A 17,470-nucleotide genomic window follows, 5' to 3' on the forward strand; every position below is an offset into this window, starting at 1 on the left:
TTAGAATTGCGCGTTATGGTAAACGTTTTGTACGTCGTCGCAATCTTCTAGCATGGCTAAAAAGCGTTCCATAACTTCAACGTCTTCGCCTTCAATCGGCGTTTCAATTTGTGGCACAAAGCTAATTAGGTCTTCGTCAAACTCAGTCACGCCCATTTCTTCAAGCGCTGTACGTGTATTGTTGTACTCTGTGTGAGGAGCAAAAACAGTGACTTTACCGTCATCTACTTCTACGTCAGTTACATCAACATCAGCCATCATTAATGCTTCAAGTACTGCTTCGTCGTCATCACCGTCAAATACAAAAATAGCAAGGTGATCAAATAAATGTGAAACAGAGTTTTGAGCGCCAATTTTAGCATTTGCTTTAGTAAAACAAACACGTACATCAGCAAAGGTACGCTTGTTGTTATCTGTTAAACAGTCAACAATAATCATACAATTACCAGGGCCGTAACCTTCGTAACGTGTTGCTGAGTAGTCTTCACCGCCGCCACCTTTTGCTTTGTCGATTGCGCGGTCAATAACGTGTGCTGGTACTTGGTCTTTTTTAGCGCGTTCAATTAAACGACGTAATGATAAGTTACCATCTGGATCTACACCGCCGTTTTTAGCACAAATATAAATTTCTTTGCCGTACTTAGAATAAACTTTAGTTTTAGCACCCGCAGTCTTAGCCATTGAATCTTTTTTGTTTTGGTAAGCTCTTCCCATCTGCGTTTCGCCTTAATATATGTAAATAATAGAATAAAATTATAATGCGTATTCTAAAGGTAAATGCATTCAAGGGCTAGTAAGTATTAAAGCCGATTAAAACTGTAGCGTTTAAAGTCCATCTAAAGTGTATTTTAGTGAGGAGATTATCGAGGGATTTAGACGTTGGAATTATATCTATTATTGTAAATTTAACTCAATAAAAAAGGCAACCTGTATAACAGGTTGCCTTACTAAGTAATAAAAAGTAAGTATTACTTACCAAATACGTACACGTTCATCTTCAGGAAGGTATAACTCATCGCCTGGTTTTACATCAAACGCTTTGTACCATGCATCGTGGTTGCGTGGCGCTTGTGCTCTAAAGCGACCTGGGGCATGTGTGCCACCACGAAGTTGGTTAAGCATGCTTTGCTCAGTACGTTTTTCTTTCCATACTTGTGCCCACGCAAGGAAGAAGCGCTGATCGCCAGTAACACCGTCAATAACAGGCGCTTCTTTACCATTTAAACTTAGCTTGTACGCGTGATAGGCCATTGATAACCCACCCACATCACCAATATTTTCGCCAAGGCTATTGCGACCATTAACAAAATTACCTTCAATTGGCTCGTATTTACTGTACTGCGCAGCCAGTTGATCGGCTTTTTTGTCAAATGCAGCGCGGTCAGCATCAGTCCACCAATTACGTTGCACACCGTTTTCGTCTGATTTTGAACCTTGATCGTCAAATCCATGACCCATTTCGTGACCAATTACAGCGCCAATACCGCCATAGTTTACAGCCGGATCGGCATTTGGATCGAAAAACGGCGGTTGTAATATCGCAGCCGGAAATACAATTTCATTAAACGAGCTATTGTAGTAAGCGTTTACGCGTTGTGGCGTCATGCCCCAGCGGTTACGGTCTGTTTTTTGTAGCTCTTTTTCAACACTTTCAGCGTGGAAAAACTCACGCATGTTTTTCACATTACCGATTAAATCGTTTTTAGTAATGCTTAAACCTTCATAAGACTGCCAAACATCGGGGTAACCAATTTTTGGTACAAATGCAGCAAGCTTAGCGCGCGCATTTACTTTAGTTGCATCGCCCATCCACTCTAGGTTATCAATACGTTCACCAAGGGCTGTACGAAGGTTTTCAACCAGCTCTGACATTTGTTGTTTTGATGACTCAGGGAAGTAACGCGCTACGTATATTTTACCAATAGCAAAACCAAGCGAACTTGTGCCTGACATTTCACTTATTGCACGTTTCCAACGAGGGCGAGGCTCTTGCTGTCCGTTTAGTTCTTTACCAAAAAAAGCAAAGTTAGTATTAAATACGTCTTCTGATAGTAAACCTGCGTTACCGCTAATAGCGTGATACGTTAGGTAGTCTTTCCATACTGCAATATCTTCTTGATTGATTAACTCAATCATCGCTTTTATTGGCTCAGGCTGAGACACATTTAACTGAGGTACTTTATAACCTGTTTGCGCAAAGTATAAATCCCAGTTAAAGCCAGGATAAGCAGTGCTTAAATCAGCACGTTCAACTTGGTTTAAGGTTAAATCGCGATTACGACGCTTTTCACGTGGCCAGTGACCTTGTGCAATTTTGGTTTCAAGATCAACAATTGCTTGAGCGCGCTCAGCGGTATTTTCGACTCCTGTAAACTCAAGCATGTCAGCAATGTGAGCAACGTAAGCTGCACGCGTTTTTACAAAGCGCTCAGCGTCTTCAAGGTAGTAAGAGCGATCTGGTAAGCCTAAACCACCAGCACCTAGTGACATTTCATATTTATTAGGGTCTAAGCGGTTAAACCACATGCCGCCACCCAAAGGGGCTTTATTACCGGTTAACCAAGACTTTCCAAACATTTCAGCTAAATCGTCAGTTGACGCTATATCACTAATTTCACTTAACAATGGCTTGATAGGCGCTACACCTAGTTTATTAAGTGTTTCGGTATCCATATACGCATTGTAAAAATCAGCAACGAGTTTTTCTTCTGCGTTTAAATCTTTACGTGCTGCTATTTCTTCAATAATAGCTTTAACATCGCCTTCGCTGCGCTCAGCTAATCCTGAAAATGCACCGTAGCGGGTTTTATCTGCAGGCATTACGTAGTTGTCATACCACGTGCCACTGGCATACATAAAAAAGTCATCGCCTGGTTTAACGGCTTCGTTACGCGCTGTTAGGTCAACACCAAAACTACCTAACTCTGCTTTTTCTGTTACTGCTGCAGTGGCTACTTTAGGTTGTTGCTCGTCTGTTTTTGTTGTTTGCGGCTCTGAACAACCGGTAATAAATGTGGCAGCTAATGCTGCGGCAATTAAACTCTTTTTCATTACTTACTCCTGAGTATCACTGATTGAATTAAAGCAGCAGTGAATCATTTTTATTGTTACGAATATTTAACTTATCGATTGTTATTGATATTAATCATACAAACAAACCTTTTGAGGTGAATCACCACAGTGCTCGATAAAACTAATATAGAGGAAAAGAGAAAGGCTAATAGGCGCTATAAAAGCTTTATTTAGCTCGAATACTTGAAAGTATCCGAGCTAAGAGGGGTCACACACTATTTATTTTGTATGCTGAAGCTCCCACATACGGGCATATTCTCCGGCGAGTGTAAGTAACTCATCGTGCCTACCTTGCTCAATAATTTGTCCGGATTTGAGCACAATAATGGTGTCTGCATCGGTAATAGTAGAAAGGCGATGAGCAATAACAATACTCGTATGGTTACTGGCAACTTCACGCATTGCAGCAAGTATTGCTTGCTCAGAATGAGAATCGAGTGCAGATGTTGCTTCATCAAAAATTAAAATAGGGGACTTTTTCAAAATGGCGCGCGCAATAGCAATACGCTGTTTTTCGCCGCCGGATACTTTTAAACCGCGCTCGCCAACCAGTGTTTTATCGCCTTTACCAAGAGTCGCTATAAAGTCTTTCAAATGCGCCATAGCAATGGCTTCGTCAATTTCAGCATCACTTGCTGATGGTCTACCATAAGCGATATTTTCACGAATGGTGGTGTTAAACAGCACGGTGTCTTGCGGGACTATTGCAATGGCTTTTCGTAAACTATTAAGTGTAACTGAGTTTATTGCTTGATTATCAATACTGATTTCACCGGCGCTTACATCATAAAAACGATAAAGCAGTCGGGCTAATGAGCTTTTACCAGCCCCACTGGCCCCAACAATAGCTACTTTGCTGCCTGCTTTAACACTAAAGCTAAGATTATTAAGAATAGGGCGATGGGCATCGTAACTAAAACTTACATTGTTAAATGTTATTTCACCTTGGCTAATATTGAGCTCTTTAGCATTAAGTGCATCGGTTATTTGTGGCTTTTTATTTAATAATCCAAGCATATTTTCAAGGTCGGTTAGGGCGCGCCTTATTTCGCGGTACACAAAACCTAAAAAGTTAAGTGGTAAAAACAATTGAATCATATACGCGTTAATCATCACAAGTTCACCAATAGAAAGCGTACCTGCAACTACCTCGGTTGAGCCCAACCACATTAACGCGGTAATAGCACAAGCAATAATAAGTGCTTGGCCTGAGTTAAGAGCGAGCAACGACATTCTATTTTTTAAACGGGCTTTTTCCCAGTTTGCTAAAAAGGTGTCGTACGTTTTTGCTTCAAACTGTTCGTTATTAAAATACTTTACAGTTTCATAATTAAGTAGGCTGTCTATGGCGCGGGTATTACTTTGATTGTCGGCAGCATTTGCTTCTCTAATAAAGCGGTTTCGCCACTGAGTAACCACCACAGTAAAGGTAATATAAATGGCGACTGCCAGTAATGTAATAAGCGCAAACCAAACAGAAAACAACGTGCCAAAAATAATCGCAACGGTAAGTATTTCAAACAAAGTAGGCACTATATTAAACATTAAAAAGCGCATTAAAAAGCTTAACCCGCTCGTACCGCGTTCTATATCGCGGCTAATGCCACCGGTTTGCCTATCTAAATGAAAAGCCAGCTCAAGTGAGTGCAAATGCTTAAATACTTTTAAACCAATATCACGCATAGCGTGCTCGGTTACACGAGAAAATACAGCATCTCTTATTTCACCTAAAAATACGCTAGCAAAACGCAGTCCACCGTACATCAATAATAATAAAGCAGGAATAACTAACAGTGGGTTAATGGACTTATCTACCGAGTCTATTATTTCTTTAAGTGCCCAAGGCATTAAAAGCGTGGCACCTTTTGCGCCTATAAGCGCCATAAGTGCAATAAAAACACGGCCTTTAAATTTTGTAAGGTAGGGCCACAGTGTTTTTACACTTTGGCGTAAATTCATGGCGTCTGGTCGTTTTTCACTGCTTTGTCTGGGGCGCATTCAGTATCTCAGAGTTGGTATATGGGTAAATAAACTAACTTATAAGCTAACAAGCTCAGTAAATTGAAATAAGGAAAGGTATTAGTTTAATTTTAAACATTAAAATGCGTTTACCAAATTAATGTTTTCTAAAATAGCAGTATATATTTTCCGGTAAAATATATCTCATGTAGCGTTTTCTGAAACCAGCTTTCCATAATGATTTGCAATAGGCTTGCTTAAACTTAATCGGGTTAAGAAACATTTTTAATGGATCGGAAGTTTTAGCAAAGTAACTTTCATGGCTATTTGCTCCCACGTATTCAGAGTGTTTTAGATTACCAAAGTTTACAGATTCGCTATAAGTAGGAGTTTTTAATAATCGAGATATAGGTTTTATAGCGGTTTCAGGAGCGATATTTATTTTTTTATAGTCCCTCTCAATAGCCATAAAATCAGAAATAAAGTCCATAGCCCCTTTTTGAAATTCGTTTATTGTATTTAGCTTATCGTTAGAAAAGTCATTAGGTTCGAATATAGCTACTATGTCATCATTTTTTTTATCGAATTTAATTACAGAGCCGTGAGGTGCCGAAAAAATAAATTCGAGCATATGCACACCTTCCGATAATACTTGAAAATTATTTTTAGGTTCTGAAAAGTTACACATATAGCCAGACATCGGAAACCCTTTTTCAGCAAACTTCATTGCAGTTTGAAATGTGCCTAGGTAATAACCATGAATATCTATTTCATTATTTTCTAATAGCATTAGCTTATTCAGTGAATTCTGGATTGTCCCTTGCCATCCAATGTCAACAATCGCGACTTTTTTGGTATCCATAAACCCAATTTGATCCAGGTAAGTTAATAGGTTTTCTCTTTCGACCGCTGCATTACTACATATATCATCAACTAATAAATGAAAGAGTTTTGCTAATTTATCCTTATCGCTATCTGTTTCTATTGTATGATTTTGATCAGAAAAGCCTACTTTTTTTATTTTTTCAATATGTTTTTCCGCTTCTATATCAACTCTATCAAGGTAGTTTACGACGCTCAAATTAGGAACAAAATGACAAAGTACCTTTATCGAATATTCATCGATGCCATTGTATATAGTGGGGATGTTTATAGCTCGCCTTGATGCATACATATATTTACTAACAGGGGTTTTAATTCCTTGATTCATAAGGCTATACACTTTATGCATTATATAGCCGTCGCGCGCAAGGAAAAATATATGTTCTATTTCTTGATGTATTACCTGACTAGTAAGCCAGCGAGTTAAGCCAAAATATATTATTCCACAATAAACATAACCGAAGTCGTACCAAATATTTTCATTGTTATTATTTCTTTGGGTAAACGTTTTGTTGATGATAGTCGCAAAATAAATAGATTCTTCTATAGAGAGTTTTGAAGGATATAGCTCCCTTAGCCTTTTAAATGAATGATGACTAAGCGCATATTCACTGGTTTTTTTGTAATAATAAGGTTTGATGCCTTCTTTCATCGCATTAATTACATCGGCGAAGTAATAATCGCCAATATGTAATAGCTTAGATGGTTTACAGGATAGTTCTTTAAGTATATGTGGATATAATCCACCTTTAGACTTTGATTTACGGATTACAGAAGATAAAAATAATTGATGGAATTTTGTATAACCATTATCGTAAAGAATTTTTTTTATCACATATTCTGGTAAGTACATGTCTGAGGTGAAAATTACCTTTTTATCACTATCAATACAGTATTGATAAAAAGAGTGCATATATTCATTTTTAACACAAAATTTTAATTCTATTTCGATTTCTAGCGCTTTCAATATATTTATTGTTTTGCTGTCTAGATCTTGTGTTTTTTGTATGTGTGCATATATTTCATCCAAGCCTATGGATTGGGTACCATCAAGCTCAGTTAGTATCTTTGTCGCTTCTGGTTCTGCTTTACTTCGGATACTTTTAAAATCTATGTCTAGCTTTTTATGTTCATCATTATATAAATTTTCAACTATTGTAAAAATATCAGCTGGTTCGAGGACTTTTCTGAGGATCACTGTATCGAAAATATCGAAAGAGACTATTTCACTGTTGTTTATTAGCTTTTTTAGGTCAGTGTCATTACTTAGGGTATTTATTAGCTTTAAGCTTTTATTGTAAAATTTTGCGACAATTTTACTAAATATGTTTTTTTTCATAATGACTTTCCCTGCCTTATTTACTATCCATAACATAATTAAGAAAATCAAAATTTAGCTATTTGTTTACATTTAATTATACTAATTTCGTATATCCGCTGCAACTTACGCATTTAATAGTACGAAGCATCATAGGTTACCTGTTATTTTACCAAAAAAAACTACTAAATGAATGTTAAATGAATAATAAAACTGCAAATATTAGATGGTGGGTAAGCCTAAATAATTACTCAATTTTCATGAGGTAAGGGGAAGGTATGTTGCCGAAGTCGTAGATTTAAACGTAACATATTTTGTAAATTAGATTTTCAAAAGAAAATTTAAACAATTCGCTCGACCTAAAGTAACTTAAGCGCTCAGAGGCGAAAGGAAAGCTACGGGGAAAATCAAACTAAATACATAGAAGACTATTGTATTTCAAATACTAGCCCTTATATACTACGCATCACTTATTTTAGTTTTAAAACGTGAATGTTTAAATTTAGAGTGTTTTTAACTGCCTTTTTGCTACTTGCTGCACTTTTTAGTGTGCAGAGCAATGCTATGGGCGCCTCACAAAATTTAAATATCAATATTAGTACGCAGGTTTCGCTTACTGATATTGCCGATTTAACTAAAATACAGCCTATTAGTAAGTCTGTAGATACTTCGCAGCATAAAAAAACGCATCAAACCGATTTTGACGCGCACCAACCAAGGTTAACAGCCAATAATTCATCATTGTTTTTGCACACTGTTCAAAGTGAGCCAGAATACGATGTGGTTTTTGAATTTTTTGCTCAAAATCTTGTTAGGCATATATTCTTACGACCAAGAGCAATTAATCCTATACAGCCTTGGTATACGCTTGTAACTAATAGTAAAAAGTCGCGCTTGAGTGGCTGGAAAGACGTAAACTTACTCTACAGAGCTGTAACTACCTACCACGCTTAATTTTCCTTATTTAATTTTATTAGGTTTTAACTTTTAAAGTTTTAGCCTGCAGATTAATTGTGCTTTTAAAAAGCACGTTGCTAGCTTTGCTGGCAATAAGGATTCAACATGTTAAGTTTTAAAAAAGATAAAAAGCCGTCTTCGGCTAAGTTCAAATTAAGCTATATAGCCATGCTAATAGTATTGGTTTTATTAGCTATCAGCGCATTACCAAACCTATATCCAAATAAATCGTGGTTGCACGTAAGTAGTACGCCGCACAGCGAAACGCAATCTTTACCGAGCACTAAAACGCTAGTTACTTTTTTAAATAAACAAGGGCTAGAGGTTGAGCAGGGTTTAGATAAGCAATCGACTATTAATATACTTTTAAACGAGCCAACTAAAAGCGCTCAGGCGCAAGCGGCTATAAAAGCGCAATATCCAAACACGCAAGTTAAAATTGTTGAGCATGCAACCAGCCCAACATGGTTACAAGATTTTGGTTTATCACCAATAAAGCTGGGCCTTGATTTAAATGGCGGTGTGCTATTTGTACTAGACGTAGATTTAGATAAAGCCGTTGATGAGCAATTAGTCAGTGCGTATCAACAAGCTAAATCAATCATCATTAAGCAAAAAGCACATGGCGTAAAAGCGCAGCAAACTCAGCACGGGTTTGAAATAAACGCATTGCCTAATTCAACCGACAAGTTAACCCCAGTTATTGAAGAGCTACAAAGCCGATTTGCTAATTTAGCCGTTGTAACAAGCAATAACGGCAGCGTTAAAACTGCCAAATTTAGTTATTCAGAGCAAGGCCGCAGCAGCTTTGATAAAGAAGTAATGGGGCAAACACTCACAACCCTTCGTTCACGTATTGAAGAGTTAGGCATTACCGAAGCGGTAACACAGCGCCAAGGAAAGCACCGCATTCGTATAGAGCTACCAGGCGTGCAAGATCCAACCGAAGCAAAACGTATTATTGGTGCAACAGCATCGCTTGGTTTTTATCAATTAAAAGAAATTGGCGGGCAAACATTTAATATGCAATCGGGCGGAACCATAAAGCTCGATCCTGTGCCAATTTTTACAGGCGATCATATTAATAATGCAAACATAGGCCGCGACGATTGGGGTAAACCACTTGTACAACTAAGCCTAGACGGCCAAGGCGGGGATGCAATGTCGGCGTTTTCAAAAGCCAATATTGGTAAGCCAATGGCGACGGTTTACTCTGAGTACTCTCAAAACGCTAAAGGTGAAGTAGTTAAAAAAAGCGAAGTTATTAATGTTGCCAATATTGCTCAGCATTTAAGTTCGCGTTTTAGTATTACCAATATGAAAAGCCAACAAGCGGCAGCCGATCTGGCATTGTTATTACGTGCAGGCTCGCTTACAGCACCCGTTACAATTGTGCACGAACAAACAATAGGGCCAAGCCTCGGCAGCGAAAATATTAGTAATGGCTTAGCCGCGCTTATGTTAGGCATGGGTATTACGCTTGCATTTATGGCGCTTTGGTATCGCCGTTTAGGCCTTATTGCAAACGTAGCACTTATATTAAATTTAACGTCGCTTGTGGGCTTAATGTCATTATTACCAGGGGTTGTGTTAACGCTTCCGGGTATTGCAGGTCTGGTGCTAACCATAGGTATGGCGGTAGACACTAACGTAATAATATTTGAACGCATTAAAGAAGAACGTCGCCAAGGCCGTGCACCATATCAAGCTATTCAAGAGGGTTATAAACAAGCCGCAAATACAATATTTGATGCCAATATAACCACCATGATCACCGCACTTATCTTATACGGCATAGGCTATGGGCCCGTTAAAGGTTTTGCCATTACACTCGCACTGGGGCTTTTAACGTCTGTATTTACAGGTGTGTACGTATCAAAAATATTAAGCCAAACGTTGTATTTAAAAATGGGTAAAAAAGTAGGAGAAAAAGCACATGCTTAATTATTTTTTGAAAGGTGAAAAGGGCACACGTTTACGCTTTATGGGTATGCTTTTAAGTGCCATTTTAGTGCTGCTATCCGTATTTACGCTTACGCAAAAAGGTCTAAATTTTGGCCTAGATTTTACCGGCGGTTATTTAACTGAGTTTACAACCAGCCAAAGTGTTGAACTAAAAGAGCTTCAATCGTTTATTGCTAAAAATCACAACGGTGAGTTTGAGCTAACCGCGCAAGGTAATAGTCATTTTCAATTAAGAGAAGCGCCAAGTGCATCAACAACAGCTAATAGCCTTGATTGGCAAAGCGCTGTTACACAAAACGATGATATAAACGCACAGGTATTATCGTCAGCTTATATTGGCTCACAAGTGGGCGATGAGTTATTTGATCAAGGCTGTTTAGCAATGTTTGCTGCAATGATTGCGGTAATGATTTACCTTGCAGTGCGTTTTGAATGGCGCTTAGCACTCGGCTCTGTGGTAGCGCTAGTGCACGATTTAATACTCGTACTTGGGTTATTTTCACTATTACAAATTGAGTTTAACCTAACCGTACTGGCAAGTTTACTGGCTATTATTGGTTACTCACTTAACGACTCAATAATAGTAGGGGATAGAGTACGCGAGCTTTTACGTGTTCAATCAAACAATGTACTTAGCCCAGCGACTATTATTAATAATGCGATTAAAAGCACACTAACACGTACCTTAATAACGTCGGGTACCACACTTGCAACGGTTGCGAGCGTTTGGTTGCTTGCAGGTGCACCACTGCAAGGCTTTGCTATAGCATTATTTACCGGCATTGTAGTGGGTACTTTCTCGTCTATTTGTATAGCGGCAACCTTGCCAGAGCTATTGGGCTTAAGCGCTAAAAACTACGAAGTTAAAGTAGATGCCCACACGCAAACATTATTAGATATGCCATAAGGTTTTTAATAAAACACAAGCAAAGAGCTGCACCAACCAACGGCTCTTTGTTAGTTTAATGCAAATTTAAGCCCCGCTAGTATTCCCACCAAACTTGCGGGGTTTAAAACAATGGTTTTAAGCCTAGCAAAAATGTTAAACTAGCTGCCTTATTTTTACTGCCTGTATTGTATTAATCCCAATGAATAAAACCCACGTTATCGAACATCTTCGTTTTGCACTAGAAGCGCAGCTTACAACAGCAAAAGTAGCGGCAAAAACTGCGCACGACACAGCCACACATGAAGAAAACATAGCTGAAAATAAATACGATACCCTCGGACTCGAAGCCGCTTATTTAGCACAAGGCCAAGCCCAGCGCGTAAACGATTGCTATAAAAGTATAGAATTGTTTGAGCCTGCCTTTAACGAAAAACCAACCGACAAAATAATAGTCGGATCGCTTGTATGTTTAGAGGATGATAAAGCAGCCCCAAAATGGTTTTATTTAGGCCCAGCAGCTGGTGGATTAACAGTAAATGTTAAAGAGCACGCAATTGCCGTTGTAACACCAGGCGCACCAATGGGTAAGCAGTTATTAAACAAACAATGTGATGATGAAATTACGTTAACAATCGCAGGTAAAATCCACGAATATGCGGTAGTAGAGATTTTATAAAGTTTTGTTTTTGTAATCGAAACGTTTGATGACAAGAAAGCACCAACACAACTATATTTAAAAAAACGTTATCTTAATTTTCGGATTGTAAGATGAGTTTATATTTATAATATTTTGAAACTATGGGATATTAAATAATGACTCAACATAGATAAGCATTCTTGAGAAGTATCAATATTTAATCTCACTTTCCATGTAAATCTAATGGGAATAGCAAAAAGCTAAAGATAAAAATGGCATGAAGGAATTATGTTAAAGAAAATTCGCTTAGATAAAACTCGCATTTATGAGATAGCACTAGCCACAAATTATATTGCTACAATGTTGGATGCCTTTATCGAAGGCAGAAATCATATTAAATCATTAGGTTGTGAACAAGGAGATTTAGAAAAGTGGGATGATTTAGTTTTAGAATTAGATTGTGGTGTTCTTGAACATATACAGGTTAAAAGGCAGCTTACTCCTTTTTCAACCTTATCCGTTGTGAGAGGGGTAAAAAAGACAGGGAAAGATGAAAATATAGGAAATCCACAAGATCGCTCCCCATTGGATGAATCACTTGTCGCTCTGGCACAATGGTCAAAAGATAAGAGTTCGACCGAACTTAATACCCGCCGCTTTGTTATTGAAGTACCTGATTATACAGTTGAAATAAAAAAAGATTATTCCATTCGACATTTCGTTGACTTAAGTGTGCAGCATGTAACAAATTCAGTTACAGAGTTGGCACTTATTGACCTTGCTAATTTAGATACTAATGTTAAAAAAGGCTTTGATTGGTTAACTACCTGGTGCGACTTCGATGATTGGACACATATCATTAAAGCATTAAATAGATTAGAAATAAGGGTTTCAGGTCTTGAGAGTGACTTAGAGGATAAAACAGAAAATATTTTAGAACGTCACTTTATTGATAAAGGTAAAGCTAGACAAAAAATAAGTTCATATATCGATGAGAACTCCAGCTATACAGCAGCTATAAAACCAAGAACTCTCCTTGCTGAATTAGAAACGGAATTAATAAGAGAGAGAGGCACATGGTCTCAGTACGACAGAGTCGGTACTACTTGGGGGATATCAGGTACAACAAATTTGCGACACTCTATGATTGAAGAACCACAAGATTTAACTAGAAAATTTTGGGGTGAAAAGGATATAACATCTTTAAGAGTTATGACTCAACAGCAATCTCACAATGCACCATGTAAGCTAACATCTTCTCTTATACGTTTTTCGCTACACTTTGAAGGAAACTCAAATGCGACATTTAATGAGCTTGGTGTATGGACAGCACAGGCCCAGCAACTTATTGGAGGAACATTAGGGATAAGTGATCATGATTTCAAAGGATTAAATTGGAGACAAAGTAACTTAGGGACTATCAAATCAGAAAATAGAGCTTTAACCTTTTCCTTTGAACGAGATGCAGAGGCAAAAAAACTCTCAGATGAGATGTATAGAGTATGTTGGGATCAAGTTTGCAACTTGTTGGAAAGTAAAAATTCAGCGTTAACAAATATTCCACTTAGAGATGCAATTGAAGAAAGATGGGTTTCATGGAAAGTTTTATTTAATTCAGACGTTGATGATAGAAACCTATTTTTGAAGAATATGCTCAGCCCAAAATGCGAAGGTGATGATATATTTACGGATCTAAGAGTTGGTCCTAAAACAGTAAATATACTTGCTGATGGTATTAAATTTTTATTAATCGTATCTACAGCCTTATACGATAAGGCAGATTGTTGGAATATTACAAATGATGGACGTGAAATTAATACATTAGCACTGAATTATTGGGCAGGTCCATCAGGTATGGGGCGTTCTTCGAGAGAAATCACGGATGAAAATGGAATAGAAACACTGCTCGGAACTGAGCTTGATTCTATACTTATTATGTCTCAAGTCGCGTCTTCACCTAGTGATGTATTAAATGAGAGTTTAGCTTTTGACATGAGTGAGAAGGATAGCCTTGCTACATCCAAAACTCCTGATTTATTAATTACTAATTCGATGAAATTTAAACGATTAGTTAATAAAGGTTCTTTAAAAGAAATAAGAGATTTTTTTGAACAAAACTTAAGGTCTAGAGAACTAATAAAAGAAGAAAGTATTCAAGGAGTGATCAGTGTTTAATATAGCAAAGCTTATTTTAGAAATTGAAAATATTACAGTAAATAGATTTGATATCCAAAAAAATAGTGAAGTAATTGACGATATATTATTATCCTCAGACGATCCCTTTATCGAGAAAACATCAGTGCGAGTTCGAAGGAGTAGCAATAACTCAGGGGGCTGGAGAACAATATTACTTGCTTCTATCTCCGATAAAGAAGAAATACTCAATGTAATTAAATGGGCTGCTGCGTGTAGAGATCTACTTACAGAACCAGAAGCTTCAGATTTATACCTTTTTATTGAAGGAGCTAGATGCAACCTTAGTCTTGAGGAAGCAACTAAGATTGAATCTAGTGAGCAGTTTTGTAGGAAGTATGTCACTCGACCTGATGAACTGCTACCTGAGTTTTTAAAAAGAACCTTTCTTCAGCCCTTAATTGGTGATGACTCGGACACAAGAATCTCAGATCCTTTATTGGATGCATTAAAGAAAACAGGTGAAGAGCACTCATGGTTTATTGAGAAAGAGCAGATGCTGTGGCGAAACGCCTTTCTTTCTGGGAAGACTGGTAGTGATCTTGTTGACGAATTATTTGAACCAGCCATTACATTGGGTGACTTTTAATGACAAAACTAAAATCTCTAACGCTAAGTAACTTACGACGATTTGGTGACAATACTAAAATTAAATTTGGTGAAAAAGCAACTATTATAATTGCTCCAAATGGAACAGGAAAAACATCAATATTTGAAGCTATTGAACTTGTATTGACTGAGAAAGTTAGTCGATTAAATGAACTTTCTACATTAGTTAGAGATAAACAGGCACAAGCTAATGTTGCGCTGGAGTTTAGCTGTTTGACGAAGAAGTCAGTGAAAATAACTAACGATGGTAAAACCAAATTTTTAGGCGATTTAAACAGTATATTAAATACAGATGATTTCGAAGGTTTGCCTTACTTATTAAGGCTTACTCATATGTTGGATCAGCGTGGAAGTGATTGGTTTGTACAATCAAGTACTGCCGGAGAACAATTGAATAAGCTGCCCATTGGACGAGATGCGTTTAGTGTTAATAAGCTAATTACGAGTGTAAAGCGTTCGTCGAATTCATATAGCAAAGATAAAAATAGAGACTTAATCGAGGCGCAAGACCAAGAAGATAAGTTTAAAGATTTAATAACACAGAAAGTTGCAATTGAAACTGATTCTAATCGGCCTTTGGTTCCTATTGAAAGTTTGATTTTTCAGTTACAGGAGATTGCAAAAAATTTAAATCATGATTGTCTATTTACAGGAGATAATATCGAAGGAGTAAAAGACAATACCATTAAGTTAAGGGCGAATGCTGAATTAAAACTTCAGGATAGTGCGGATAGAAAAAGCAAACTCCTTGAAATGAGAACTTTAGTTGAAAGTTATCCCGATTCAGTTTCTAAACTTAAATCTGCAATGGAGGAAAATGAAAAGCATAAAAAATCATTACAGATAAATAAAGAAAACTTAGAATCAAAGCAATTAGAAGAAGCCTCAAAAAATGCAATCTATAAAAAGAAATTTGAAGAACTTAATGTATTAAAAACTGTGATGGATAGAATAATTTCACATGACAGATTGATAGATAATGTTGGTTTTACTAATAAAAATCTGATTGCGATTTCTTTTGAGTTAGAAAAGTGTGAACGAGAAGAATCCGAGCTAAGGATAAAATATTTAGCCCAATGTGATATACAAAGCAAATTAGCGAACAATGATAAAAATTTAGATTTATTTAAACGTGAAGAAGATTTAGCGAGCAGAGCTAAAATCAATTTAGAAACCGTAAGAGAGTTTTACGCGCTGCAAATTGAGAATCAAAATATATTAAAAACAGCCGAAATAAGTCGTCTTGAATCCATAGAAAAAACTCAATTGCAATTTGAACTAAAGAATAAAGCTAAGTCAGAGTTAGAGCGTGAAGAGCTTCACTTATCTCAACTAACAAAAACAACTGATGCAATTCGTTCTGCAGTAGGTATTATTTCTTCCAATTTACCAGCCAATCAAAATGACTGTCCTGTATGTGGTGAAAGCCATGGAGTGGTAGAGCTTAGAAAAAGAATTAATATAGAATTAGACAAAATAGACCCTTCAATTGCCTTAATAACTAACAATGTAGAGAAATTAAAAGATAATCTCAAAATCAATGAGCGCCTTGAAATAGAGGCTAATGAAAAACAGTCAAGGGTTGATAATTATTATCAAACGGTTCTTAAACAGACTACTAGCATTGAATTACGCATTAAAGGTTTGGTTGAAAGTATAGAGTTGCCTGAGCGTTTTAGTGATGTATTATTGAAAATTAAAGAACTTAGTAGAAATAAGCTTCTAAATGATGCAGAAGAGGCTTTAAAATCAGTATTTAAAAAAATAGCGGAAGACATCGCTAATTTATTAGTTCAAAAGAAGATTTTAAATTTAGATTTTGATAACAAGCTAAGTGAGCTCAAAGAGTCTTTAACACTTCTTGAAAACAAAGTACTTGGCCTGAAGACTCATAAAGAGGAGCTAAATCGAAGTTTAGAACAGAAAAAAATAGCATTAGACTCAAGTGTTGTTACAGATTTCGATAGGTTAAATATAAAAAAAATTGGCGATATAGAAAAAGAAATTAATGAGTCAAAAGGAATAACTCTTAAGTTTAAGGATGAACTAGATAGGATTAATCTAATCATAGAAAGAAATATAAGAGACGAACAACAAGCCCAAATAATTACTTCTGGATATTTAGAAATAGTTAATAAGACGAAAGCTACTTGGGAAAATGCGAACTTAAAGGGTTCTCCTGATGCTATTCAGCTATCAATAGAAATGGACAGAATTAAGGAACAGTTGGATAACATTTATAAAGTAAAGGAGCTACTAGATAATATCCAAATTGAAGTTACGAGAAGAAATGAGAACACAAACTTTAAAAATTTACAAAAGAATATAGACGATATTAAAGGTCAAATTGAAGAAAATATTTTTTTAGATCAATTGGTCACAAAGCGACACAAACTAGAAGGGAAATTTAATGTATTGGAACAAAAAATAAACACACTTGATTCCTTCTCTAATAATTTAGCTAGTGAGCTCAAAACGGTTGATAGCAGAATTAAAGAAATTGAGCCAATATGGCGTTCCTTACTTAGCCGCATAGTACTTGACCCACGATACTCTAAAACAGAACTAGATATTAAAACTAAGTATAAAAAGCCAGTCGCAACAATTTCCGCTCCTCTACATAATGGAGTGACTCCTGTGAGTGCACTTGCGAGTGAAGCGCAGATAACCGATTTACAATTAACATTTCTTATGGCTATGGCACAAAAACAGAACTGGTCTCCATGGAGAGCTTTGCTTTTAGATGACCCTACTCAACATCATGATTTGGTTCATTCCTCTTCTGTATTTGATTTGTTAAGAGACTTTATAGTCGAAGGTGGGTTTCAACTCATATTAACCACTCATGATAAAGTACAAGCTAATTTCTTAAGAAGGAAGCTCGAGAATGATGGTGTTGCTGTAACTATGTGTCATTTAATTGCGACAGATGAAGGTGTTACATCGAAAGAATTAATGATTTAGTTTTATAAAACCTCTTAATACTAGA

11 protein-coding genes are annotated in these 17,470 nt (G+C 36.7%); 7 read left to right on the forward strand and 4 right to left on the reverse strand.

What is annotated here, in order from left to right; genetic code table 11:
• The 4 genes from GQR38_RS01300 to GQR38_RS01315 form a co-directional block, all read right to left on the reverse strand.
• The gene (locus tag GQR38_RS01300; protein ID WP_010555049.1) at nucleotides 1–714 is read right to left on the reverse strand and encodes a YebC/PmpR family DNA-binding transcriptional regulator; all 714 of its coding nucleotides are present in this window, start codon (nucleotides 712–714) and stop codon (nucleotides 1–3) included.
• 258 nt (nucleotides 715–972) lie between these two features.
• Complete coding sequence (locus tag GQR38_RS01305) at nucleotides 973–3,051, reverse strand: M13 family metallopeptidase (protein ID WP_165721521.1); 2,079 nt, start codon at nucleotides 3,049–3,051, stop codon at nucleotides 973–975.
• A 240-nt stretch (nucleotides 3,052–3,291) separates the two neighbouring features.
• Entirely contained in the window at nucleotides 3,292–5,070 is a 1,779-nt protein-coding gene (locus tag GQR38_RS01310; protein WP_165721522.1) for an ABC transporter ATP-binding protein/permease, read from the reverse strand.
• 118 nt (nucleotides 5,071–5,188) lie between these two features.
• The gene (locus tag GQR38_RS01315) at nucleotides 5,189–7,252 is read right to left on the reverse strand and encodes a hypothetical protein (RefSeq protein WP_165721523.1); all 2,064 of its coding nucleotides are present in this window, start codon (nucleotides 7,250–7,252) and stop codon (nucleotides 5,189–5,191) included.
• Nucleotides 7,253–7,723: 471 nt separating this feature from the next.
• Between GQR38_RS01315 and GQR38_RS01320 the strand changes: the two genes are divergently transcribed.
• From GQR38_RS01320 to GQR38_RS01350, 7 genes are all read left to right on the forward strand, one after another.
• The gene (locus GQR38_RS01320) at nucleotides 7,724–8,185 is read left to right on the forward strand and encodes a hypothetical protein (RefSeq protein WP_165721524.1); all 462 of its coding nucleotides are present in this window, start codon (nucleotides 7,724–7,726) and stop codon (nucleotides 8,183–8,185) included.
• Between the two features lie 108 nt (nucleotides 8,186–8,293).
• On the forward strand, nucleotides 8,294–10,132 hold the full coding sequence (secD, locus tag GQR38_RS01325) for a protein translocase subunit SecD (protein WP_165721525.1): 1,839 nt from the start codon (nucleotides 8,294–8,296) through the stop codon (nucleotides 10,130–10,132).
• On the forward strand, nucleotides 10,125–11,060 hold the full coding sequence (gene secF, locus GQR38_RS01330) for a protein translocase subunit SecF (RefSeq protein WP_165721526.1): 936 nt from the start codon (nucleotides 10,125–10,127) through the stop codon (nucleotides 11,058–11,060). Before secD ends, secF begins: the two co-directional genes overlap by 8 nt.
• A gap of 181 nt (nucleotides 11,061–11,241) precedes the next feature.
• Nucleotides 11,242–11,718, forward strand: a complete 477-nt coding sequence (locus GQR38_RS01335) for a GreA/GreB family elongation factor (protein ID WP_165721527.1) — start codon at nucleotides 11,242–11,244, stop codon at nucleotides 11,716–11,718.
• Nucleotides 11,719–11,967: 249 nt separating this feature from the next.
• A complete protein-coding gene (locus GQR38_RS01340; RefSeq protein ID WP_165721528.1) occupies nucleotides 11,968–13,854 on the forward strand; it encodes an ABC-three component system protein in 1,887 nt (628 codons plus the stop codon).
• Complete coding sequence (locus GQR38_RS01345; RefSeq protein ID WP_165721529.1) at nucleotides 13,847–14,461, forward strand: ABC-three component system middle component 1; 615 nt, start codon at nucleotides 13,847–13,849, stop codon at nucleotides 14,459–14,461. The genes GQR38_RS01340 and GQR38_RS01345 overlap by 8 nt, the downstream gene beginning before the upstream one ends.
• Entirely contained in the window at nucleotides 14,461–17,445 is a 2,985-nt protein-coding gene (locus GQR38_RS01350) for an AAA family ATPase (protein WP_165721530.1), read from the forward strand. The genes GQR38_RS01345 and GQR38_RS01350 overlap by 1 nt, the downstream gene beginning before the upstream one ends.
• Nucleotides 17,446–17,470 lie beyond the last annotated feature (25 nt).

It is taken from the genome of Pseudoalteromonas sp. c7(2019) (genome assembly GCF_011378625.1).
Classification (GTDB): domain Bacteria; phylum Pseudomonadota; class Gammaproteobacteria; order Enterobacterales; family Alteromonadaceae; genus Pseudoalteromonas; species Pseudoalteromonas arctica.